Here is a 22,855-nt window from a genome sequence, read left to right as displayed (position 1 = left end):
TGAGGGGGTCACCGCAATCGCGGTGGCGATCCCGGGAGGGCGTGTCCGTCATGGCAGTTCACGAGAGCGCGAGCGGACGGACGGCGGCAGGGCCACGGTTCGCCTCGCGGTCGGGGAATCCGACAACGACCACGCGGACATCTGCTGGTGCAACGACCCCGCGGACATCTGCCGGTGCCCTGGAAACCACCCGGTCCACGACGTTCGACACCGTCTTCGCCGGGCTGCGGATCCTGACCGGGTTCGTGTTCCTCTGGCCCTTCCTCGACAAGGCCTTCGGGTGGGGTTACGCGACAGGACCGGGCAGGGCCTGGACCGAGGGAGGGTCGCCGACCAAGGGCTTCCTCGGCGGGGTCGCCGCGGGGCCCTTGCAATCCACCTTCCACAGCATGGCGGGCGAGACCTGGGCGGACTGGCTGTTCATGCTGGGCCTGCTGGCCATCGGCGCAGCGGTGACGGCAGGGGTGGCACTGCGGTTCGCGGCCGTGGCCGGCACGGTGATGATGGCGCTGATGTGGGCGGCCGAGTGGCCGCCGGCACAGCACGTGGCGTCCGGTGCGCCGAGCATGTCCACGAACCCCGTCGTCGACTACCACCTCCTGTACGCCGCGATTCTCATCGCCCTGGCCGTGGGCAACGCCGGGCGGGTGTGGGGCCTGGGCCGTGCCTGGGAGCGGCTGCCGATCGTGCGGAACAGCCCGTGGTTGCGCTGAGGAGATCCGCACCGGACCGAGAAGCCGGACCGAGAAGAAGGAGGTACTGCCATGACGCAGCGAGCGTTGGTGGCGTACGGGACGAAGAACGGATCGACGGCGGGCATAGCCGAGGTCGTCGGCGAGGCCTTGCGCTGCTGTGGCATGGAGGCCGAGGTGTGTTCTGCTGCCGAGGTCGAGGATGTCACCTCGTACGACCTGGTGGTGCTCGGCGGTGCCCTGTACGCGGGGCGCTGGCACGGCGACGCGGTGCGCTTTGCCCGCCGCCACCGGGCCGAGCTGCTGCACCGGTCGGTGTGGCTGTTCAGCAGCGGGCCGCTCGATCCGTCGGCCGGGGAGCGCAACATTCCGCCGGTGCGGGGAGCCCGCCGGGTGATGGACCGCCTCGATGCCCGTGAGCACGCGACGTTCGGCGGGCGGTTGGAGCAGGGCGCTCAGGGCCGCATGGCACGCATGATCGTCGCATCGGGCCGCGGCGGGGACTTCCGGGACTTCGGGGCGATCTCCGCATGGGCGGCCGACATGGCGCTGAAGCTCGGCGCCGAAGTGCCGCAGCGATGACAGTCACCGGCATGCCGACTCCGCCGGACGGCGAAGCCCTCTCGTACAGGCCCGGGTTGATCACGTCACCGCCGGATCAGGTCCACTGCCCTGCGGAAGGGAAGCACGCGCCATGTCTGTCCTGACGAACATCCTGAGCGGCCTTCCCGAGGAGCACCGGCCCCGGCTGTTGGCGCTCGCCCACGAAGTGTCCATTCCGGCCGGTACCCGACTGTTCAACGAGGGGCAGCGCGCCGACCGGTTCTGGGTCGTACGTCAGGGGTCGGTGGCGCTGGACATGCACGTCCCCGGCCGCCGCGCGGCCGTGATCGAGACGCTCGGCCCGGGGCAACTCGTCGGCTGGTCCTGGCTGTTCGAACCGCACGCGTGGCAGCTCGGGGCCACGGCCCTGCGCCCGGTGGCCGCGGCCGAGTTCGACGCCGTCGCCGTACGGGAGTTGTGCCACGGAGACCCGGAACTGGGAGCCGCTGTGGGACTGTGGGTCGCACAGGTCCTCGCCCACCGCCTCCACGCGGCACGGATCCGGCTGCTGGATCTCTACGGGCCCGCGGGCAGCGGCCTGCCGCGCTAGCACTGCCTGATCAAAGGGCTGCCCGACGCCGACCGCCGGTTCCGCGGCCCCGGTACGACCCATGGGACAACCGACGCCCGGAGGGCGATGTGAGCCAGGGACGCGTGTTCTCACCGGAGTCGCCGATCCGGGTCTTCCTCCTCGACGATCACGAGGTCGTACGGCGTGGAGTGCACGACCTGCTCGACTCGGAGCCGGACATCACGGTGGTCGGCGAGGCAGGCACCAGCGCGCAGGCCCTCGTCAGGGCTCCCGCTCTGCGCCCGCACGTGGCCATTCTCGACGTCCGGCTTCCCGACAGCGACGGCATCACCGTCTGCCGCGAACTGCGCGGCCGGATGCCGGAGTTGGCCTGCCTGATGCTCACCTCGTTCGATGACGACGACGCCCTGCTGGACGCGATCATGGCCGGGGCGTCCGGGTACGTGCTCAAGCAGATCAAGGGCTCCGACCTGATCACCGCCGTACGCACGGTCGCCTCCGGGCAGTCGATGCTCGATCCCGCCACCACCGCCCGGCTGATGAGCACGCTGCGCGGTGGGCCCGACGCGCACCCCGTACTGCCGGACGGGCAGGTGGACGTACTGAGCGTCCGGGAGCACGAGATCCTGGATCTCGTCGGTGAGGGCCTCACCAATCGGCAGATCGGCAAGCGGCTCTTCCTCTCGGAGAAGACCGTCAAGAACCACATCTCCCGGCTCCTCGCGAAGCTCGGTGTCGAGCGCCGGGTCCAGGCGGCCGTCCTGGCGGTGCGCTGGGATCAGCCGCCTCGTCAGGACGGCTGATCCGGACAGCCGCTATTGCCGGTCGGGAAGCGGCACGGCCCACCGCAGCAGTGTGCCGCCCCCGCGCGGTACGGACAGGCTCAGCTCCCCGCCCAGGTTCCGGGCCCGTTCGCTGAGGTTGCGCAGTCCGCTGCTGCGCGCGCTCGAACTGATTCCCACCCCGTTGTCGGCGACGGTCAGCGTGAGTCCTTCCTTGTTCACGATGAGTACGATCTCGGTGGCCGAGGCCCGCGCGTGGCGGGCGATGTTCGCCAGGGCCTCGTGGAGGACGGCCAGGACCTCGTCCGCCACCGGTTGCGGTACATCGGTGTCGAGCAGGCCTTCCACACGCAGGGACGGGGTCAGGCCCAGTGTCGGGACGGCTTCCTCGACCGCGCGGGCGGTGCGGGCCCGCAGTCCGCTGCCGCCGGGGCCCGCGTCGTGGGCCCGCAAACCGAAGATCGTCGAGCGGATGATCTTGATGGTGGTGTCGAGGTCGTCGACCGCCCGGCCGATGCGTTCGGTGGCCTGCGGGTGCTCGACGAGGCGCTCGACGCTCTGGAGCGTCATGCCGGTGGCGAACAGCCGCTGGATGGCCAGGTCGTGCAGGTCGCGGGCGATCCGGTCACGCTCCTCCAGCAGGCTCACCTGCTCGGCGGCCCGGCGCCGGTCGGCCAGTTCCAGCGCGAGCGCTGCCTGCCCCGCAAACCCCGGGAGCGGCTCGATCTCCTCGCGCGTGAACGGCCGACGCCCGGCCTTGCGGGCGAGCACGAGGACCCCCCGGTCCCCTCCGCTCGTGCTCATGGGGATGGCGACCGCCGGACCCAGTCCCTGCCAGTGCCCGCTGCGGAAAGTGACCCGAGGGTCGCTGTCCACGTGCGAGGTGACGACCAGCCCACCGGTGGCCAGGGCCGTGCCGGCCAGCGTTCCCTCGCGCGGCAGCCGCAGGCCGCGGTGCACCTCCGCACCCTCACCGAGCGCAAACGCGCCACGCAGTTCCCGCGTCCCCGGTGCGACCAGGTCGACCACGCCGAGATCGGCCGATGTGATCTCCCGCGCCCGGTTCAGCATCAGCTCCAGCACCTGGGTCTCCGGAGCGCCGGAGAGCAGCCCGCTGGTCAGCTCGGCGCCTGCTGCCAGCCACCTCTCGCGGACCTGGCCCTCGGCGAAGAGGCGGGCGTTGTCGACGGCCACCTCTGCCGCCGCCGCCAGCGCCGAGAGCACCGCCTCGTCGTCGCCGTCGAACGCGGTGCCGTCGCGCTTGCCCGCGAGACAGAGGGTGCCGAAAGGGGCGCCACGAACGACGATCGGCACGGCGAGGAAGGCATCCCACCGCACACCGTTCGAAGAGGGCTCACGATCGACGCTGCGTTCTGTCGATCGCGGTGTGTCCGGATGGCGGACCGGTTCGCCGAGCAGGCGGTGGCCGCTGGGGAGCTGCCCGCTCAGCGCGAGCGCCTCCGGGCTGATCCCAGCCGTGAGGGACGGATCCAGCTCCGGTTCCACGACTCCGATGCCGCCGCACTGTGCACCGCTCAAGATCACTGCCGCTTCCGCGATGCGACCCAGGACCTGGGGAAGATCGAGTTCCCGACCCGCGGAGAGCACCGACTCCAGCAGCGCGTACGGGTGGTCCCGGATGCCCCGGACGACCTGGATCTGGGGCCTCAGCACGGCCAACGGCCCATCAGGATCGTGCCGGGCTCGCGAGCGGGGCGGCGAGGTTCGTTCCGTGTTCACTGGTGCCTCCGTCGGCATGCTCGTTGCAGGCGGCCGTGCCTGTCCGGCGACGGCCATGGGTGACGAGGCCGAGTCAGGTCTGGTGTTCCGCTTCGTGACAGATGAGGCAGGTGAGGCGACGGGCGGGTTCGTTGAGCGTGGTGAGGCCCATGCCTTCCGGGCGCATCACGTCGTCGGCGTTGGACTTGATGTGCTCGGGGCAGACAGCCCCGCCGCAGTGCCGGCAGACGGCAACGGCGGGAACGGTGGTGCCCAGGAGATGGCAGTCGTAGCAGTTCATGGCTTCCTCTGCGTGCGGAGATGCGTGCGGAGTTGCGTGCGGCGCGCACGCTGTGGCGGCGCACCTCCTCGATCTTTCGGGGCTCGTGAAAGGGCCCGTCGGCGAGATGGCCGTGCCACCGTCCGTGCGGCGGTCCGGGGTGCTGCCGGGAGCCCGGCCGTCGCGCTGCGGGCATCGGGTGCCACGGCTTCACATGGTTCGGCCGACGGCTGGGATGCGTGCTCGTCGCGCGGAGGCAGGAGGAAGTCCTCCCACCAGGCGAGCCCGATCATGGTGCCGAGCAGGGCCAGGGGGAGTGCGACAGGGAGAAGCAGTAGGTACACGTGTACCGCCAGGGCTTTGTCGGGCGGGAGCCGTGAGTGCGGGACACAGCAAGAAGACGTCCCGCCGGACGTATCGGCCGGCCCTCGGGTGCCCTGCGCGGGACGTGGTGGTACGCCGATGCGACGTCGTGGAGACAAGCGGCGCAGCCGGGGACCGGGGCGGCATGCCTCACGCTAGTCCTCCCCTGCGGCCTTGCACAGGTCCGGGCGCGTCCGCGGGGCACGGACGCAGTGGGTCCGGGCAGGGAGAAGGGCCGTCCGGCCCCTCGTGCGAACCCGGGGGCGGTCCTAGCCTCAGGAACGAGACACGGGCCGCCGACGGCTGGGCCATCGCCCGGGACCGGTCGGTGATCTCGCCCTGCCCCACTGCTCAGGAAGGGATGACGGGATGCCGCAGTTCGATCAGGAATCGGCCGCCTACCTCGGTGTGCAGGAGTTGGCGGCGCTGGATGCGCACTGGCGGGCGGCGAACTACCTCGCCGTCGGCCAGATCTATCTGATGTCCAACCCGCTGCTCACGGAACCGTTGCGTCCCGAGCACATCAAGCCCCGACTGCTCGGGCACTGGGGCACCTCGCCGGGGCTGAACCTCGTCCACACCCACCTGAACCGAGTGATCAGGGACCACGGGAAGGACGCCCTCTGCGTGTGGGGGCCGGGGCACGGAGGCCCCGCCGTTCTGGCCAACTCCTGGCTGGAGGGCACGTATACGGAGACGTACCCCGATGTGAGCCGGGACGCGGAGGGCATGGCGCGGCTGTTCCGCCAGTTCTCTTTCCCCGACGGCGTGCCCAGCCACGTGGCACCGCAGACGCCCGGTTCGATCCACGAGGGCGGTGAACTCGGCTACTCCCTCGCGCACGCGTACGGCGCCGCCTTCGACAACCCGGACCTCCTCGTCGCCTGCGTGATCGGCGACGGCGAGGCGGAGACCGGGCCCCTGGCCGCGTCCTGGCACTCCAACAAGTTCCTCGATCCCGTGCACGACGGCGCGGTCCTGCCGATCCTGCACCTCAACGGCTACAAGATCGCCAATCCGACCCTCCTGGCCCGCCTGCCGTCGTACGAACTCGACGATCTTCTGCGCGGACTGGGACACGACCCCCTGCACGTCGAGGGCGACGACCCGCTCCAGGTGCACTGCGCGATGGCGCACGCCATGGACACCGCCCTCGACATGATCAACACGATTCAGCGCGGCGCCCGCGACGAAGGGGTCACCGAGCGCAGGCGCTGGCCGATGATCGTGCTGCGCACTCCCAAGGGCTGGACCGGCCCCGCCGAGGTCGACGGCGTACCGGTCGAAGGGACCTGGCGGGCGCACCAAGTGCCGCTCACCGCGGTCCGCGAGAACCCGGAACATCTGCGTCAGCTGGAGGAGTGGATGCGCTCCTACCGGCCGCGGGAACTCTTCGACGACCAGGGACGGCCGTACGACCAGGTCCTCGCATGCGTGCCGCAGGGCACCCGCCGCCTCGGCGCGAACGAGCACACGAACGGCGGCCTCCTCGTACGCGACCTCCCGGTGCCGCCGCTGGAGCGGTACGCGGTCCCGGTCGACAAGCCCGGCGTCACGGCGCACGAGCCCACCCGGGTGCTCGGCGAGCTGCTGGAAACGCTCATGGAGAACACCGCCGAACGGCGCGACTTCCGCCTCGTCGGCCCGGACGAAACCGCGTCCAACCGGCTCGACTCCGTCTACCGGGCCACCGGAAAGGCCTGGCAGGAACAGACCCTCCCGGTCGACGAACACCTCGACCGGCACGGCCGCGTCATGGAGATCCTCTCCGAACACACCTGCCAGGGCTGGCTGGAGGGCTACCTCCTCACCGGCCGCCACGGCCTCTTCTCCTGCTACGAGGCCTTCACCCACATCGTCGACTCCATGGTCAACCAGCACGTCAAATGGCTCCGCACCTCCCGCCGCCTGCCCTGGCGCCGCCCCATCGCCTCCCTGAACTACCTGCTCACCTCGCACGTCTGGCGTCAGGACAGCAACGGCTTCTCCCACCAGGACCCCGGCTTCGTCGACCACGTCCTCAACAAGTCGCCCGAGGTCGTACGGGCCTACCTGCCGCCCGACACCAACACCCTCCTCGCCGTCGCCGACCACGTGCTGCGCTCGCGGGACTACGTCAACGTCGTCGTCGCGGGCAAACAGCCCTGCTTCGACTGGCTGACCCTGGAAGAAGCCCGGGGGCACTGCGCGCGCGGCGCCGGAATCTGGGAATGGGCCGGTACGGAGAACGGCCGCCGCGAGCCGGACGTCGTCCTGGCCTGCGCCGGTGACGTCCCCACCCTGGAGGTGCTGGCAGCGGCCCAACTCCTGCGCCGCCACCTGCCCGAGCTGGCCGTGCGCGTGGTGAACGTGGTCGACCTGGCCCGGCTCCTGCCCTCGGCGGAACACCCGCACGGCATGCCGGACGCCGAGTTCGACGCCCTGTTCACCACCGACCGGCCGGTCGTCTTCGCCTACCACGGCTACCCGTGGCTGATCCACCGCCTCGCGTACCGCCGCACCGGCCACGCCCAGCTGCACGTGCGCGGCTACAAGGAGGAGGGCACCACGACCACGCCCTTCGACATGGTCGTCCGCAACGACCTCGACCGCTACCGGCTCGCGATGGACGTCGTCGACCGTGTGCCCGGACTCGCGGTCCGGGCAGGGGAGTTCCGGCAGGAGCTGGCCGACACCCGGCTGCGCCACCACGCCTGGATACGTGAGCACGGTACGGATCTTCCGGAGGTCGCCGACTGGACCTGGACCGGCTGACACCCGGCACGCGAGGACGGGGACGTCAGCCGACGGGCGGAGCCCCGCCGGCGGAGCGCCGTAACGGACGACGGCCGGGAGGCTGGTCAGGGGCGGTGCCCTCGGGGGCCGCGGTGGGCAGGGTCACTGACCGGGGAGACAGGGGGGAAACCTTGAGCGGTGTTCCGTAGTGCTGGATCTCCAGTGGCTCCCCGGCCGGAACGGAATAGGTGGCCGTTCTCCTGGTGACCTCGACCCGCAGGGCCCGGCCGTGCACGAGGACGGTGAAGGCGAGACGGCTGAGTGCCGTCGGGAGCCGGGGCGCGAAGGAGAGCAGCCCTTCGTGGTGCCGCATGCCGCCGAACCCGGCGACGAGCGCGGTCCACGTACCCGCGAGTGAGGCGATGTGCAGGCCGTCGCGGGTGTTGTGCTCCAGGTCGGAGAGGTCCATCATCGCGGCCTCGCCGAGATAGTCGTACGCGAGCTCCACATGACCGGTCTCGGCGGCGAGCACCGCCTGGGTGCAGGCGGACAGGGAGGAGTCCCGGACCGTCAGGGCCTCGTAGTACGCGAACGCGCGGGCCTTGTCGTCACGGGTGAAGGCGTCACCGCGCAGATGCAGCGCGAGCACCAGATCGGCCTGCTTGAGGACCTGCTTGCGGTAGAGGTCGAAGTACGGGAAGCACAGCATCAGCGGGTACTGCTCAGGGCCGGTGGCAGGGAAGTCCCACACCTCGTGGGAGGTCGAACCGGCGGACTGCTCGTACATCCCGAGCGCGGTGCTGTACGGCACCGACATCCGGGCCGCCGCGTTCCGCCAGGAGGCTGTTTCCGCCCCGCTCACGGCGAGCAGTCCGGCCTCGCGCGGGTAGCGGGACACCAGGTGGGCCGCGGCGGCGAGGTTCTGCTGTGCCATCAGGTTGGTGTACGTGTTGTCGTCCGAGAGGGCGCTGTACTCGTCGGGGCCGGTCACTCCGTCGATGTGGAAGGCCCCCTGCGGGTCGTGGTGCCCCAGGGCCCGCCACAGCCGGGCGGTCTGCACGAGCAGGGGCACCCCTGCCTCCCGTGCGAAGGCGTCATCGTCCGTGGCGGCGACATAGCGGACCACGGCGTCGGCGATGTCGGCGTTGATGTGGAAGGCGGCGGTCCCGGCCGGCCAGTACGACGAGCACTCGCTGCCGTTGATGGTCCGCCACGGGAAGGCGGCCCCGGCCAGGCCCAGTTGCCGTGCCCGCTCCTGCGCGGCGGGCAGGGTGGCGAAGCGCCAGCGCAGGGCTTGTGCCGCTGCCTGAGGGGCGGTGTAGGTGAGCAGGGGCAGGACGAACGTCTCGGTGTCCCAGAAGCAGTGGCCGTCGTAACCGGGACCGGTGAGGCCCTTCGCCGGGATGGCGCGTTCCTCCGCACGCGCCCCGGCCTGGAGCACGTGGAACAGGGCGAACCGGACCGCCTGCTGGATCTCGGCATCCCCGTCCACTTCCACGTCGGCCCCGGCCCAGAAGGCGGCCAGGTACGTGTGCTGCTCCGCGCGCAGTCCGTCCCATGCGGTGTGGGTGGCGGAGAAGAGGGCGGCTTCGACCTGGTCGTGCAGGGCGGGCAGGGATCGGGTGCTGGACCAGCCGTGGGCGACGAACTTCTCCACGCGCAGCGTCTGCCCCGGGTGCAGGTGGGTGGTGAGCGTCAGTCGGCTCAGGTTCTCCGTGCTCTCCGCACTCGTCGTCGTACCGGCAGGCGCCTCGACGACGTGGTCCGCCGCGACGGCCACCTGCAGTCCGCTTCCGGCCGTCCGGTGGATCAGCCGAAGCCGGGTGTCGCGTGCGAAGTTCTCCTCGGGCACCAGAGGTGATTCCAACGCGGCCGCGCTGCGCGGATCCCCTCCGGGGACGGGGGGAAGCTGCTCGTTGGCGACCAGCTCGGACTGCAGCACGATGCGTATCTCGGCGTCGACGGGTTCGACCTCGTAGGCGACGGCGGCCACCGCGCGTTGCGTGAAGGAGACGAGCCGTGAGGAGCGGATGCGGACGGTGCTTCCGGCGGGGGAGGTCCAGGCGACGGTCCGGTGCAGGAGCCCGGTGCGGAAGTCGAGCACCCGCTGGTGATGGTGGAGCCGGCCGTAGCGCAGGTCGAAGGGCTCGTCATCCACCAGGAGCCGGATGAGTTTGCCGTTGGTGACGTCGATGACGCTCTGGCCGGAGGCCGGGTAGCCGTATCCGGCCTCGGCGTACGGAAGAGGGCGCAGCTCGTACACCCCGTTGAGGTAGGTGCCCGGCAGTCCGTGCGGTTCGCCCTCGTCGAGGTTTCCCCGCCAGCCGACATGGCCGTTGGAGAGCGCGAACACGGATTCGCTCTGGGCCAGCAGGCCGAGGTTGAGTTCGGTCTCGCGCAGGCACCACGGTTCGATGTCGTAGGCGGGATGACTGATCACCGGGGGTCCTGGAGCAGGTCGGCCAGGTCGCGTACGACCACGTCCGCACCGCGCTGGTGAAGGGCGGCGGACCGGTTGCCGCGGTCCACGCCGACGACGAACCCGAACCCGCCGGCCCGGCCCGCGTCCATTCCCGCCAGGGAATCCTCGAAGATCGCGGAGCGGGCGGGGGAGACGCCGAGGGCGCGGGCGGCGGCCAGGAAGGTGTCGGGGTGCGGCTTGCCCGGCAGGTGCTGTGCGGCGGCGACACCCGCGTCGATCCTGACCTCGAAGAGGTCGGCGATACCCGCGGAAGTGAGGACGTCGAGGCAGTTCGCGCTGGAAGAGACCACGGCACGCCGAAGCTCCGCCCCCCGGACGGCCCTGACGTAGCGGACCGAGCCGGGATACGCCTGCACGCCCGCGTCCCTGATCTTCCGGAGGAGGATCACGTTCTTCCGCTCGCCGAGATCGTGCACGGTGTCCGCCTCCCGCCTCTGGGGCAGCGCGATCTTCCGGGAGGCGAGGAAGCTGCGTACACCGTCCTCACGGGAGAGTCCGTCCACGTACGAGGCGTAGTCCTCGACCGGGTCGAAGGGGCGGAAGGCGCTGCCGTCGCGGCGGAGCAGGAACGCGTCGAACGTCTCCTTCCAGGCTGCCGCGTGCACGACTGCCGTGCGGGTGAGGACGCCGTCCAGGTCGAAGAGGCAGGCACGAATGCGGGAAGGGAGGCCGAGGCTGGGACCGGTCGCGGAGTGTGGAGGCGGGTCGGCGTTCACAGGGCGTAGATCCTGGTGAGTATCCGGTGGTGAACGGCCTCGCCGGGGCGGGGGTGGGTCACCATGACCGTCACATGGCTGGGGTCACGTCCTTCGACCCAGGTGATGCCGTCGGCCGTCAGGGTCTGGACGTGTGCCTGCCGGGCCTTGAGCCACCCCTCGCAGCGCTTCAGGTCCGCAGCACTGGGTGCGGCCCAGACCACGCACTGGATGCCTACCGCCCCCAGCGGATGCGGGGCCCGGCGGCCGACGGCACGCAGATACAGCTGGAACCCTTCCGGGTTGAAGAGCAGCGCGGCCGTCGGAGTGCCCGATGCGCCTTCCTGGAGTTGCAGCAAGGAGCGGTAGAACGCCACGGACGCCGGGAGATCCTGTACGTACAGGACGACCGCCGCGAGGGCCATGCCAGGCCCCGATGACACGCTCGCCGCGGTGGGACCGGTGTCCGTGATCTGGACCGTTGCACGGTGCGCCATGCGCGTGCCCCCTTTCGCTGCTCGGCTGGGACAGCGGCGCGCGGTCCGCACCGCTGTCGAGTCTTGCGCGGTTCACGGACGAGCAGCAGGGGCCGAACGGCCCTCACGACCGTCGGCCCGGTGCTTCCGGACACGGCGCCGGTCCGTGGGGTTCGGTCCGTGGGGTTCGGTCCATGGATTCGGTCCGTGGGATGAGGGACCTTTGTCCCCTGCCCGGACGCCACCGACCGGCGGGAGGCTGTGGACATCAGGGCCCCTCCGCCCCGCCGCATCCACCCGAAGGTGGTCAACAGCCATGCAACACCGCACTGTTCAGGATCTGATGACCCACGACGTCATCCATGTCCGTGCCGGCACCGGCTTCAAGGAGCTGGTGCAGAAGCTGACCGACAACGACATCACCGCAATGCCGGTCGTCGACGAACGGAACTGTCCCATCGGGGTGGTCTCGGAGGCCGACCTGCTGCACGGCGAGGCCGTGCGCCCCGACCCCGAAGGCCGTCCGGCCCCAGGCGGAAGGGAGTACAACGGGCCCGGCCGCCAGACGGAGGACGCGGGCCGGCTGATGTCCTCGCCGGCCGTCTGCGCGCAGCCGCAGTGGAACGTCGTCGAAGCAGCCCGCACCATGGAGCGCTACCACATCAAGCGCCTGCCCGTCGTCGACGAGTCAGGGAAACTCGTCGGCCTGGTCAGCCGGAGCGACCTCTTGCGGATCTTCCTGCGCCGCGACTCGGCCATACGCGAGGAGATCGTCTACGACATCCTGGGCCGAACCCTGTCCCTGCGCCCCGACGCCGTACAAGTCACCGTTTCCGACGGGGTGGTGACACTCCGCGGGAGCATCGGACAGCGTGCCCTGCACACCACCCTGCTCCGGATGTGCCGGGCGGTCGACGGCGTCGTAGCGGTCCGCGAACTGGCAGCCGACACTGCTCACCCCCCGCACCACACAAGCGTGCAGTTCCTTGAGCGGTAGCGGCCGGTCCTCGATGCCCCACCCGGCGGTGGTCACGTCGAGGATCTCGCGGACGTCGAGGTTGATGCGGTCGGGTCTGCGCCAGCGTCTCGTCCAGCGTGTGCTGCCCCACGACCCTGTGCGGGGTGGTCTGTGCGATCTGGCCGATCGCCGTGATCCCCCCCATCGCGCGCCATCCGTGCCCGGGGCAGGGGCCGAACGGCCCCGCATCAGGTCCGGTTGGCTGCAGACCGGGCCGGTGTCCGTACGTAGCGTGAAGGTGCCGTGCGAGCCGGTCCGGGTTGCGCGGCACCTAGCGGCAGGGGATCGACCATGACCCAGCACACCCAGGACAGGCCCCGCATCGTCGTGGGCGTCGACGGCTCACCGTGCTCCCGGGCGGCACTGCGATGGAGCCTGGCCCAGGCCGCCCTGACCGGAGCGCAGGTCGAAGCGGTCGCGGCGTGGCAGTACCCCGAGGTGTACGGGTACAGCTACGGCTGGGTGCCCTCGATGTCCGACGGCGGCGTGTACGCCAAGGCAGCCGAATCAGCCCTGCTGGACACCGTCGCCACGGTACGGGCCGAGCAGCCGCAGTCCCCGGAGGTCACGTCCCGGGTTGTCGAAGGACACCCGCTCCCGGTCCTCATGGACGCCGCCCGCAGTGCCCGACTCCTCGTCCTGGGAAGCCGCGGGCACGGCACGTTCGCAGGTGCCCTGCTCGGTTCGGTCAGCCAGCACTGCGTGCAGCACGCACCGTGCCCCGTCGTGGTCGTGCCCCAGCCGTGATCGTCGTGCCCCGGCCGTGATCCGTACGGCTTCGAGCACCTGCTCGGCCATTGCACAGCTCCACCGGAGAAGGGCTTCCCATGGGCGGGTCGCGAAACAGCACGGTGCGCAAAGGTCGCGCGGCGGACGAGCCCCACAACGGGGAACCCGATGACGCCGAGGAGACCGACGAGCGCCTTCCGCCGGCCGACCTCTTCCGCGAGCTGCGCACCTCCCGTTCGGGCCTGACCGGCAGGGAAGCAGCGCGGAGGCTGCTCGTTTACGGGCCCAACACCCTGACCAGGGCCGGCGGGCGTCGGTGGCCGGGCGAGCTGCTCTCGCAGTTCACCCAGCCGCTGGCGATCCTGCTGGCCCTGGCCGCCGTCCTGGCCTGGGTCGGCGGAACTCCGGCGCTGTCGGTCGCCGTCGTGGCGGTGATTCTCCTGAACGCCGGGTTCGCCTTCGTCCAGGAGATGCAGGCCGAACGGGCTGTGGAGGCGCTGGCAGCGTTCCTGCCGCCCACCGCCCGGGTCGTACGCGACCGCGTGCGCAGCGACATCGAGGCGCGGGATCTCGTGCCGGGCGACATCCTTGTCGTCGCCGAGGGAGACCGCGTCTGCGCGGACGCGCACCTCGTCGAGGGCACGCTCACGCTCGACCTGTCCTCCCTCACCGGCGAATCCCTGCCCGTCACCCGCTCGCCCGAGCCCTCCGCGGACACCGTCTCCCTGCTGGAGGCGCACGAACTCCTCTTCAGCGGCACCACCTGCACCGGCGGCGAAGCCGAAGCCGTCGTCACCCGCACCGGAATGCACACCGAACTCGGCCGCATCGCCACCCTGTCGCAACGCGGCAAGACCGAACGCAGCCCCCTGGAACGCCAGGTCCGCAAGGCCACCTGGATCATCGCCGCCGTCGCCGTGGTGATCGGGGCCGCCTTCCTGCCCGTCGGAGTCGCCGCGGGACTGGGCTGGAGCGCAGCCATCAGCTTCTCCATCGGCCTGATCGTCGCGAACGTACCCGAAGGACTCCTCCCCACCATCACCCTCGCCCTCGCCGCCGGAGTACGGGAACTCGCGCGAGGGGGAGCGGTCGTCAAGCGCCTCTCGGGCGTGGAGACCCTGGGGTCCACGACGGTGATCTGCACGGACAAGACCGGAACCCTCACCGAGAACCGCATGCGCGTCACCCGGCTGTGGCTGGCCGGCCACGAACGCAGCCCGGACGAGGCAGCCCACGACCCGCAGGCGGCACTGCTCGCCGCGAACGGCGCCGCCTGCACCACGGCCGACGCACCGACCGAAGCGCAGCCCCACGGCAGCGGCGACCCCACGGAACTCGCCCTGCTGTCCCTGGCCGACGACCTCGGCGTCGCCGTCGAGTCCGACCGCCGCAGGTCCGCCCGGCGCACGATCTTCCCCTTCGACGCCCACCTGAAGCGGATGACCACCGTGAGCGACACGGCGGACGGGCTCACGGTGCACACCAACGGGGCCCCCGAATCCGTACTCCCGCACTGCACCCACCTCCTCGATTCCCCGGGCAAGAACCGCGACCTGGACGAGCCGGCACGACACGAACTGACCACCGTCATCGACCGCTACGCAGCCTCCGGGCTGCGCGTGCTCGCCCTCGCCCATCGCGTCCTGGACCCCGGCGAGGAAGTACCGACGCAGCGCGAGCAGGCGGAATCCGGCCTGACACTGCTCGGCCTGGTCGCCATGGCGGACCCCGCACGCCCCGGCGTCACCGAGGCCGTCAAGGCCGCGCACCGGGCCGGAATCCGCATCCACGTCATCACCGGCGACTACGGACTCACCGCCGCCGAAATCGCCCGCCAGGTCGGCATCGGCGCCCCCGGCAGCCCCGTCCTCGCAGGCGACGTACTGGAGCGCATGACCGATCACGACCTCGACGAACTCCTCTCGGGCCACCAGGAGATCGTGTTCGCCCGCACCTCACCGGAAGCCAAACTGCGCATCTGCGAGGCCCTCCGCGCACAGGGCGAGGTCGTGGCGATGACCGGAGACGGCGTCAACGACGCCCCCGCGCTCCGCCACGCCGACATCGGCGTCGCCATGGGCAAGTCGGGCACGGACGTGGCCCGCGAGGCGGCCACGATGGTCCTCACCGACGACAACTTCGCCACCATCGTCTCCGCCGTCGACGCGGGACGACGCGTCTTCGACAACGTCCGCAAATTCGTGCTCTACATCTTCGCCCACGCCGTCCCCGAGGTCGTTCCCTTCCTCGTCTTCGCGCTCTCCGGGGGCAGCATCCCGCTCCCGCTCACCGTCCTGCAGATCCTGGCCATCGACCTCGGCACCGAAACGGTGCCCGCGCTCGCCCTCGGACGCGAACCCGCCGAACCCGGACTCATGTCCCGCCCGCCCCGATCCCGCACGGCCGGAGTCATCGACCGGACCCTCCTCTTCCGCGCCTGGGTGATCCTGGGCACCCTCTCCGCGATTCTCGTCATGGCCGGCTACCTCTTCACCCTCGGGCAGGCCGGCTGGCATCCCGGAGATCCCACCGGCAGCGGCACCCCCCTGCACCAGGCGTACCTGGAAGCCACCACGATCACGTTCGTCGGCATCGTCGCCTGCCAGATCGGCACGGCGTTCGCCGCCCGCACCGACCGTGCCTCCCTGTTCACCATCGGCGTCCTCACCAATCGCCTGCTCCTGTGGGGCATCGGCTTCGAACTGGTCTTCACCGCGGCAGTCGTCTACGCGCCACCGCTCCAGGACGTCTTCGGCACGGCAGCCCTCAGCCCGGCCCAACTGGCCGTCGTCGCCCCCTTCCCGCTCCTCGTCTGGGGAGCGGACGAACTCCTTCGCCGGGCCCGCCGCCACAAGACCGCCGGGTTGGGCGCGGGCGCGGGCTGAGGGGGGAGGTGCACCGGAGTCCCCTCCCGTGCACCTCCCCTTCTGCTCAGCTACTTGCCGTAGTACGCGTGGTGGATCGTCAGTGCCGACGTATTGCCCTGCTTGTCCACGATCTCCGCGCGGAACGAGACGGCCTTGTCCTTCGCCGGGTTCTTCACGGAGATGCTTCCGCCGTCGACCTTCGCGGACTGCCAGGTCTTCCCCTCGTCGTAACTCACCTCCAACGCAAGGGACTTGAGGTTCTTCCCGGCCGCCGAACCCTGCACGGTCACCGGCACCCGTACCGTCCGGCCCGCCGGAGCGCGCGAGGCGAGGTCGACAGGGACCGCGAAGCGCACCGTGGAGACCGGCATTGCCGTGGTCCGCGTGACGGGCTTCGAGCGGAAGGTGAAGTCCGCGTCGACGCGGGTGGAGGCCTCGGCGATCTCCGCCGAGCGCTCGATGGAGACCGTGAGCCGGTACTCGGCGTCGGAGGAGTCGACTGCGAAGGGCACCCGGCCGTTCGGCGGGGCGCTGCTCCCGGCGATCTTCACGCCGTTGCGGTACAGCGTGGAGGAGGCCGACGTGTACGACTGGACGTAGGGGTCCGCCGTGTCGTCGAGGTGGCCGTTGCCGTCGGACAGGAGCGGCAGCAGACCCACGATCAGCTGCTTGCCCGTGATCGGGTCGGGCGCGGTGCGAAAGACGCCCCTCTCCTTGTTCAGCAGGGGGCCGAAGACGCCCGTGTTGAACCTGTCCCGGTAGGTGCGGCCCGCTTCGTAGCGCTGCGGCCCGACCGTCGTGGAGTAGCTTTCGAGGAACCGGCCGCCGTCCGCGTCGGGCTTGCCGTACTGCTGGACCTCGGTCTGCCACCGGACGCCGTCGGCCGTGGATACGTACAGGGTGCGTGTGCCGTGCGCCGCCTGAAGCACCGGGAATCCGCCGTCCGTCGACGCGCCGGGCAGCTGGGGAACGGCGTAGGCCGCGAGGGCCTTTCCGGGAGCGGAGGCGCCGAGGCCGATCTTGAGCGTCGCGAGGTCCTTCGCCTGCGTGTGCCTGACGAGGCCGGTCGCCAGCTTCTTCGTACTGCCGCCGAAAGCCACCGAGTACTGGGAAGCCGCGTCCTTGACGAAGTCCGCGTTGAAGGTCTGGACGAGGGTGCCGTCGGTGACGGCGGGGCCCACGTGCGCGGTGCGGAAGTCGATGAAGTCCCCGACGAACACCCGCCCGAGGCCGACGGCGCTGCCGTCGGCTCCACGGCTCTGGTACGCCACGGCGCTGTCCGCCGTGCTGTGCCCGGGTGCGGTGAGGATCACCGGCTTGGCGGTGCGTGCGTCGAGGGTGACCGTAGTGTCCCCGTTGACGTCCAACTGCGGCTGGGAGACCGAGTCGACGCCCTTGGTGGAGTCCGACGCATCCTGCTCGATGTTGGCGAAGAGAGCGTACGACCCCTTGGGCACCTGGAGCGTGTGCGGGCTCGACGGGTCGAAGTAGCCCCCGAAGCCCTTGGCCGGACCGCTGACTCCGCCCAGCAGGGCGAGGAAGCTGGTGGCGTCGGCGCCGTCACGGCCGAGCACCTTGACGTTGAGCTTGTACGACTCCGCCTCGCGGACGGCGACGGCGGCCGTACGGACCGACTGCCCCGCGCCGGTGGCGGTGACATAGCCCGAGTAGGTGCCGTCGGCGGAGCCGACGCCGGTGTGGGCGGTCAGGTCGACCTCGGCCCTGCCCCCGGCGGGCACGGTCACCTTCTTCGCGCCGAGCGTGAAGAACCCGGCGGGAGCGGGTTTGCCGTTCGGGTCCCGCGTGGCCACCGCCAGGTCGAGGGTGACGTCGGCGGTCCCGAGGTTGCGGTAACCGACCTTCTGGGTGAGGGGCTTGTCGTCGGTGTGCGGCCACTGCGCGACGCCGAAGTTCAGCGAGACCGGATCGGCGATCACGCTCAGGCCGAGCGCCTTGTCGGCCTGGACGCGCCCAGCGCCCTGTTGGAAGGCGGTGTACGGGCCGTCCTTGGCGGAACCGGTCAGCGCGCCCTTGAGCTCGGCGGCCTTCCAGCCCGGATGCCGCTGCTTGAGGATCGCCGCCGCGCCCGCGACATGCGGGGTGGCCATCGAGGTGCCGTCGATCTGGAGGTAGCCGGGGGCCGGGTGCGGCGTGTCGGGGAGGGTGTCGATGGCGCTGCCCGGTGCGGCGGCTGCGGTGATGGCGACACCGGGAGCGGTGACGTCCGGCTTGACGGCACCGTCGGTGGCGCGCGGGCCCGTGCTGGAGAAGGGGGCGAGCACGTCGTCCTTGTTGACCGCGCCGACGGTCAGCGCGGCGTCCGCGGTGCCCGGGGAGTCCAGCGACGAGCTGCCGCCCTCGCCCGCGTTGCCCGCCGCGGCCGCGAACAGGATTCCCTTCTCGGCGGACAGCCTGTTGACCGCCGCCTCCACCGGGTCGACCTCGGGGCTGTCCGGGTGGCCGAGGCTGAGGTTGACCACGTCCGCGCCTTCGGCGGCGGCCCACTCGATGCCCGCGAGGACGCCGGAGTCGTCGCCGTACCCGTCGTCGTTCAGCACCTTGCCGCTGAGGATCTTGGCGCCGGGAGCGACGCCCTTGTACTTCCCGCCCGACGCGGCGCCCGTACCGGCGGCGATCGAGGCGACGTGCGTGCCGTGGCCGACGCGGTCGGCGAGGTCGGGGGCTTCGGAGAAGTTCTTCTCGCCGACGACCTGGGTCCTGAGGTCGGCATGGCTCTTGTCGACACCGGTGTCGAGGACGGCGATCTTGACGCCCGTGCCGTCGTACCCGGCCTGCCACGCCTTGTCGGCGCCGATCTGCCGGACGCTGCGATCCAGGCTCGCCCGGCGCACACCGTCGAGCCAGACCTTGGCGATGCCGGAGCCGGTGGCCCGTACGCCGTTGTGCCGCAGGTCGGTCAGTGCCTCCCAGACCTTGGCGGCACTGCCCTGCGAGGCACGTACGGCATCGGCGTTGATCGTGGGGAACGTGCGCCGCCCCTGGACGCCGGTGGCCGCCCGCACCTGTGCCCGTGCGGTGGAAGCGCCCTGTTCGTACTGCACGATCAGCTTGAGCCCGTCGCGGTGGCTCTTGCGCACCTGCGGGTCGGTGAGTTCGTTCAGGTCGAACAGCCGCCGGTCCAAGCGGCCCGTGGAGATCAGGCGCTGTGCGTCCGCGGGGATCACCAGTGTGTGCCCCTTGGCGCGCAGCGTCTGCACGGGTATGCGTTCACGGCCTTCGGCGGCCTCGAAGCCCGCCAACCGGCCCTTGGCGTCGACGCGCACGTGGTCGCCCGTGACGAGTTGGATGCGCTGACTGCCGTCGGGCTGTGCGGCACGGGACGGCGCGGCGGGCGGGTCGACGGCCGTCGCCGGGCCGGTCATGCCCGCCACGAGGGCCACCGAGGCGGCCGCCGCGACGGACAAGGCGCTCTTCGATCTTCCGGTCACTTTCCTGCGCAAGTCTCCCCCAGGAGCTTGGGATATGGGGGGCGGGGGCGGCATCCGGTCATGCGCCGAACGCCGAACCTGCCGGTCAGCGCAGTATGTGAGCTGTGTGACGTGTGATCAACGAAGGGACGGGAAGGCAGAGTTGAGGTGTGTACTTTCCGGCCACGTTGATAAAACCCGCCCCTTCAGGAACCTTGGCCCTGCCGGTTGAGGACCTGCACCGGCAAGAGCGACAGCCGCGGGGAGCGCCCCTGACTGACTCCGGCAGACCGGCGCATTCACGGACAGAGCGGCACGCCCGCATTGGCCGTAACCGCGTGTGCGGGCCCTGTGCGCTGTGTACTGCTACGTGCGAGTTCCGTTGACGCGTTCGGCTCGCAGTGCTTCGGCCTGCTCGCCCACTCCTGGAAGTGGGGCCTGCGGGGTGCAGCGGTGGCGACGTCAGGCGACCCGCGTGCCTGGGAGGCGCGGACGCCTGCCGTGAACCAGGTTCAGGCTGCCTCGGTCACCTCGGGCGCCGCGAGCGGGCGGATCGCCGTCGCCCGGCGGGCCGTTGGGCCCATGGCGCAGGAAGCGCCCAGCAGGAGGAAGCCGAGCAGGAGCCAGCCCAGGGTTCCCACGTCGATGAGCAGAGTGGTGAGTACCAGGGGGCCCAGGGTTCGGGCGACGGTGACGCCCGTGCCGAAGAAGCCCTGGTACTCGCCGATCCGGTCGTCCGGGGCAAGTTCGAAGCCGAGTTGCCAGGAGCCTGCGGACTGCAGCATCTCCCCCGTGACCAGCAGGAGTGAGCCCGTGATCAGGGAGGTGACGGCCACCCAGGTCGGGGTTCCTGCGGAGAGGGCGAAGACGGCACAGGTGAGGAGCATGAGGGCGCCGGAGCGGCGGAGTGCCGTGACCGCTGTGGTGGTGCTGGTGACGGAGCGGGCGGTGCGGACCTGGAAGAGCATGACCGCGACGGTGTTGAGGACAAAGAGTGCGGAGACCAGCCAGGCGGGGGCGGTGGTGCGTTCGGTGATCCACAGCGGCAGGCCGAGGCTGAGCAGGGGCATCCGCAGCAGGAGCACCGTGTTGAGGAGGGTGAGGACGGTGTACGGGCGGTCACGCAGTACCGCGAGCTTGGCTCCCTTCGGCGCGGGGAGCGGGGTCACCGCCGGCAGGCGCAGCAGGACCACGGCGCAGAGCAGGAAACTTGCCGCGTCGACGGCGAAGACGGTCAGGTAGGCGCTGCGGGTACCGGCGGAGAGGGCGAGACCGCCGAGGGCCGCACCGAGGGCAAGGCCCGCGTTGAGGGTGGACTGGAGGTGGGCGAGCGCGCCCGTGCGTTCGTCTTTGGCGATCAGGCCGGCGAGGAGCGCCTGCCTGGCGGCGGCCAGGCCGGACTGCGCGGTGGCGTAGAGGCAGGCCGCCAGTACGAAGGGCAGGAAGTCCCGTACGACGAGGAACGCGGCGACGGACGCACTGGTCGCAAGGGCGAGCAGTGCTGCGGTTCCGCGCGGGCCCCTGCGGTCCGCGAGGCGCCCGAGCGGTACTCCGACGATCGAGCCGACGGCCCAGGCCACCGCGAGGCCGAGACCGATCCTGGCGGGGGCGAGGCCGACGACCTGGGTGAAGTAGAGCGCGGAGGTCACGTAGAACGCTCCGTCCCCGACGGAGTTGCTCAACTGGGCCAGGGCAAGCGTGCGTTGAGGCCCCGGAGGCGGTAGTGGCTTCATCGATTCCCTGCCCGTGAGTGAGTCAGTGAGCGAGTGTGGGGCTGAACCACGAACCGTGGATGGTGCGGTGAGCGAGCCACTTCGCCGGGCGACCGGCAGGCGCATCGGGCCTGCGCTGTGACCGACGAGGCAGTGCCGGGTCGCGGCAGCGAACACCGTGCGGGCCCGTCGGCCGGGCCGCACGAGACAACGCGGGCGTCCCGCGCCCACAGCTGACGCACCGACCACACGGTCGGATGCCGGTGCGGGGGAGCGCCTCACCGGGAGTGCGGGTATTCCTTCTCGATCCAGTCGAGGACGGAGGAGTGGGCGGGGCGCCAGCCCAGTTGGGCCGCTGCGCTGCGTACCCGGCTGTTGGAGGCGAGTACGTACAGGGCGAGTTCCTGCCCCCAGAAGGCGACGGCGGTGTCCGCGTCCCAGGACTCGGCGGGGCCGAGGCCGAGTGCTGAGGCGAGGGCGGCGCAGATGTCGGCGAACGACACCTCGCCGTTCTCGACGAAGTAGAAGGATCCGGCCGGGGCGTCGGTGAGGGCGCGGAGATAGAGGTCGGCCATGTCGTCGATGTGGACGGTCGACCAGATGTTGCGGCCCGTGCCTATGTACCGGGCCACTCCGCTGTCGCGGGCCTGCCGGGCGAGTACGGGGATCTGGACGCTGTCGCGTGCCATGCCCCGGCCGTACCCGTAGACAAGGGAGTTGCAGAGTACGACCGAGCGCACGCCGTTGTCCGCCGAGTCCAGGACGAAACGGTCGAGGGCGACGCGGGCCTCCTTCTCCTTGACGGGCCGCCAGCTCGTCCCCGCTGTCACGATCATCTTCTCGGTGTGGATCTCGTCCGTGGCGGCACCGCGGGAGTCGGTGCTGACGATGCTGGAGCCGCTGGTGTGCACCAGGGGGCGGCCGGTGTCCGTCAGTCCTGCGACGAGCGCTTCGACGGCCCCTCGGTGGTCGCTGTTGGCGGCGTTGACGACCGCGTCGGCCGCACGGGCTCGCGCGGTGAGCAGTGCGCTGTCGTCGAGCGTGCCGAGAACGGGGGTGATGCCGCGGCGCTCCAGTTCGAGGGCCTTGTCCCGGGTGCGGACGAGACCTTCGACCTGGTGTCCGCGGCGCAGCAGCAGATCGGCGACCGAACCGCCTATGTAGCCGGTGGCCCCGGTGAGGAAGACGCGCATGGGAGGACTCCAATTCGTTTACGTCGACAGGGATGGTGCACCTGTGACCGGGGCCGGGCCGGGGCATGACAGGCCGGGGGCGGCTGCGCGCGGGTCCGGCTGCGCGTTGCGTCAGTCGAGCGGCCAGGGCCGGGCGGTGGCGCCGAGCCGGTTCCAGGCGTTGATCACGGTGATGGTCCAGATCAGCTCGGCGAGTTCGACCTCCGTGAACGCGTCGGCCGCCCGGCCGTAGACCTCGTCGGTCACGGGGCCGTCGGTGAGCCGGGTGGCCGCTTCGGCCAGCTCCAGGGCGGCCCGCTCGCGAGCGGTGAAGAACGGGGTCTCGCGCCACACGGGCAGTGCGTAGAGGCGCTGCTCGCTCTCGCCTCCCGTACGGGCGTCCCGGGAGTGCAGGTCGACGCAGTAGGCGCAGCCGTTGAGCTGGGAGACGCGTGCCCGCACCAGTTCCAGCAGTGCGGGCTCCAGGCCGACCTTCCGGGAGGCGGCGTCGAGCGCGTTGAGGGCACGGTTGATGTGCGGGGCCAGCTTGTCCACCGGCAGTCGTACGGATGTCATGGAATTCTCCTTCG

General features: G+C 70.9%; 17 protein-coding genes. 8 read left to right on the top strand and 9 right to left on the bottom strand.

The window, feature by feature from the left end; all coding sequences use genetic code 11:
* Positions 1–50 precede the first annotated feature (50 nt).
* The 4 genes from ACIO3O_RS00680 (at position 51) to ACIO3O_RS00665 (ending at position 2,630) form a co-directional block, all read left to right on the top strand.
* On the top strand, positions 51–713 hold the full coding sequence (locus tag ACIO3O_RS00680) for a hypothetical protein (RefSeq protein WP_401740183.1): 663 nt from the start codon (positions 51–53) through the stop codon (positions 711–713).
* A 51-nt stretch (positions 714–764) separates the two neighbouring features.
* Complete coding sequence (locus ACIO3O_RS00675) at positions 765–1,274, top strand: flavodoxin domain-containing protein (protein ID WP_401740181.1); 510 nt, start codon at positions 765–767, stop codon at positions 1,272–1,274.
* A gap of 112 nt (positions 1,275–1,386) precedes the next feature.
* Complete coding sequence (locus tag ACIO3O_RS00670; protein WP_401740180.1) at positions 1,387–1,845, top strand: Crp/Fnr family transcriptional regulator; 459 nt, start codon at positions 1,387–1,389, stop codon at positions 1,843–1,845.
* 89 nt (positions 1,846–1,934) lie between these two features.
* Positions 1,935–2,630, top strand: a complete 696-nt coding sequence (locus ACIO3O_RS00665; RefSeq protein WP_401740179.1) for a response regulator — start codon at positions 1,935–1,937, stop codon at positions 2,628–2,630.
* A gap of 12 nt (positions 2,631–2,642) precedes the next feature.
* Here ACIO3O_RS00665 and ACIO3O_RS00660 read toward each other — a convergent pair whose 3' ends face one another.
* Both ACIO3O_RS00660 and ACIO3O_RS00655 read right to left on the bottom strand, forming a co-directional pair.
* Entirely contained in the window at positions 2,643–4,283 is a 1,641-nt protein-coding gene (locus ACIO3O_RS00660) for a GAF domain-containing sensor histidine kinase (RefSeq protein WP_401740177.1), read from the bottom strand.
* A 139-nt stretch (positions 4,284–4,422) separates the two neighbouring features.
* Entirely contained in the window at positions 4,423–4,629 is a 207-nt protein-coding gene (locus ACIO3O_RS00655) for a DUF2180 family protein (protein ID WP_401740176.1), read from the bottom strand.
* 711 nt (positions 4,630–5,340) lie between these two features.
* Between ACIO3O_RS00655 and ACIO3O_RS00650 the strand changes: the two genes are divergently transcribed.
* Complete coding sequence (locus tag ACIO3O_RS00650; protein WP_401740174.1) at positions 5,341–7,725, top strand: phosphoketolase; 2,385 nt, start codon at positions 5,341–5,343, stop codon at positions 7,723–7,725.
* 25 nt (positions 7,726–7,750) lie between these two features.
* On the opposite strand, the gene ACIO3O_RS00645 is transcribed toward ACIO3O_RS00650, so the two are convergent.
* The 3 genes from ACIO3O_RS00645 to ACIO3O_RS00635 are packed head-to-tail and all read right to left on the bottom strand — an operon-like array spanning position 7,751 to position 11,360.
* Complete coding sequence (locus ACIO3O_RS00645; protein WP_401740173.1) at positions 7,751–10,126, bottom strand: glycoside hydrolase family 65 protein; 2,376 nt, start codon at positions 10,124–10,126, stop codon at positions 7,751–7,753.
* Positions 10,123–10,884 (bottom strand): HAD family hydrolase, encoded by a 762-nt coding sequence (locus ACIO3O_RS00640; RefSeq protein ID WP_401740171.1) that lies wholly within the window; start codon positions 10,882–10,884, stop codon positions 10,123–10,125. The genes ACIO3O_RS00645 and ACIO3O_RS00640 overlap by 4 nt, the downstream gene beginning before the upstream one ends.
* Entirely contained in the window at positions 10,881–11,360 is a 480-nt protein-coding gene (locus ACIO3O_RS00635; protein WP_401740169.1) for a VOC family protein, read from the bottom strand. Before ACIO3O_RS00635 ends, ACIO3O_RS00640 begins: the two co-directional genes overlap by 4 nt.
* A 295-nt stretch (positions 11,361–11,655) precedes the next feature.
* Here ACIO3O_RS00635 and ACIO3O_RS00630 point away from each other — a divergent pair, with 295 nt between their 5' ends.
* The 3 genes from ACIO3O_RS00630 to ACIO3O_RS00620 all read left to right on the top strand — a co-directional run bounded on the left by ACIO3O_RS00630 (position 11,656) and on the right by ACIO3O_RS00620 (position 15,971).
* On the top strand, positions 11,656–12,336 hold the full coding sequence (locus tag ACIO3O_RS00630) for a CBS domain-containing protein (RefSeq protein WP_401740168.1): 681 nt from the start codon (positions 11,656–11,658) through the stop codon (positions 12,334–12,336).
* 312 nt (positions 12,337–12,648) lie between these two features.
* On the top strand, positions 12,649–13,104 hold the full coding sequence (locus tag ACIO3O_RS00625) for a universal stress protein (RefSeq protein ID WP_401740166.1): 456 nt from the start codon (positions 12,649–12,651) through the stop codon (positions 13,102–13,104).
* Between the two features lie 80 nt (positions 13,105–13,184).
* Entirely contained in the window at positions 13,185–15,971 is a 2,787-nt protein-coding gene (locus tag ACIO3O_RS00620) for a cation-translocating P-type ATPase (RefSeq protein WP_401740164.1), read from the top strand.
* 50 nt (positions 15,972–16,021) lie between these two features.
* On the opposite strand, the gene ACIO3O_RS00615 is transcribed toward ACIO3O_RS00620, so the two are convergent.
* From ACIO3O_RS00615 to ACIO3O_RS00600, 4 genes are all read right to left on the bottom strand, one after another.
* Positions 16,022–19,336 (bottom strand): S8 family serine peptidase, encoded by a 3,315-nt coding sequence (locus ACIO3O_RS00615; protein ID WP_401741812.1) that lies wholly within the window; start codon positions 19,334–19,336, stop codon positions 16,022–16,024.
* Between the two features lie 557 nt (positions 19,337–19,893).
* On the bottom strand, positions 19,894–21,114 hold the full coding sequence (locus tag ACIO3O_RS00610) for an MFS transporter (protein WP_401740162.1): 1,221 nt from the start codon (positions 21,112–21,114) through the stop codon (positions 19,894–19,896).
* Positions 21,115–21,371: 257 nt separating this feature from the next.
* Positions 21,372–22,286: an NAD-dependent epimerase/dehydratase family protein gene (locus tag ACIO3O_RS00605; protein ID WP_401740161.1), complete on the bottom strand. Its 915-nt coding sequence runs from the start codon at positions 22,284–22,286 to the stop codon at positions 21,372–21,374.
* Positions 22,287–22,397: 111 nt separating this feature from the next.
* On the bottom strand, positions 22,398–22,841 hold the full coding sequence (locus tag ACIO3O_RS00600; RefSeq protein ID WP_401740159.1) for a carboxymuconolactone decarboxylase family protein: 444 nt from the start codon (positions 22,839–22,841) through the stop codon (positions 22,398–22,400).
* Between the last annotated feature and the right edge of the window lie 14 nt (positions 22,842–22,855).

Origin of the sequence: Streptomyces sp. NPDC087440 (assembly GCF_044744005.1) — a bacterium.
GTDB lineage: Bacteria > Actinomycetota > Actinomycetes > Streptomycetales > Streptomycetaceae > Streptomyces.
This window is presented reverse-complemented; position numbering and strand designations above follow the sequence as displayed.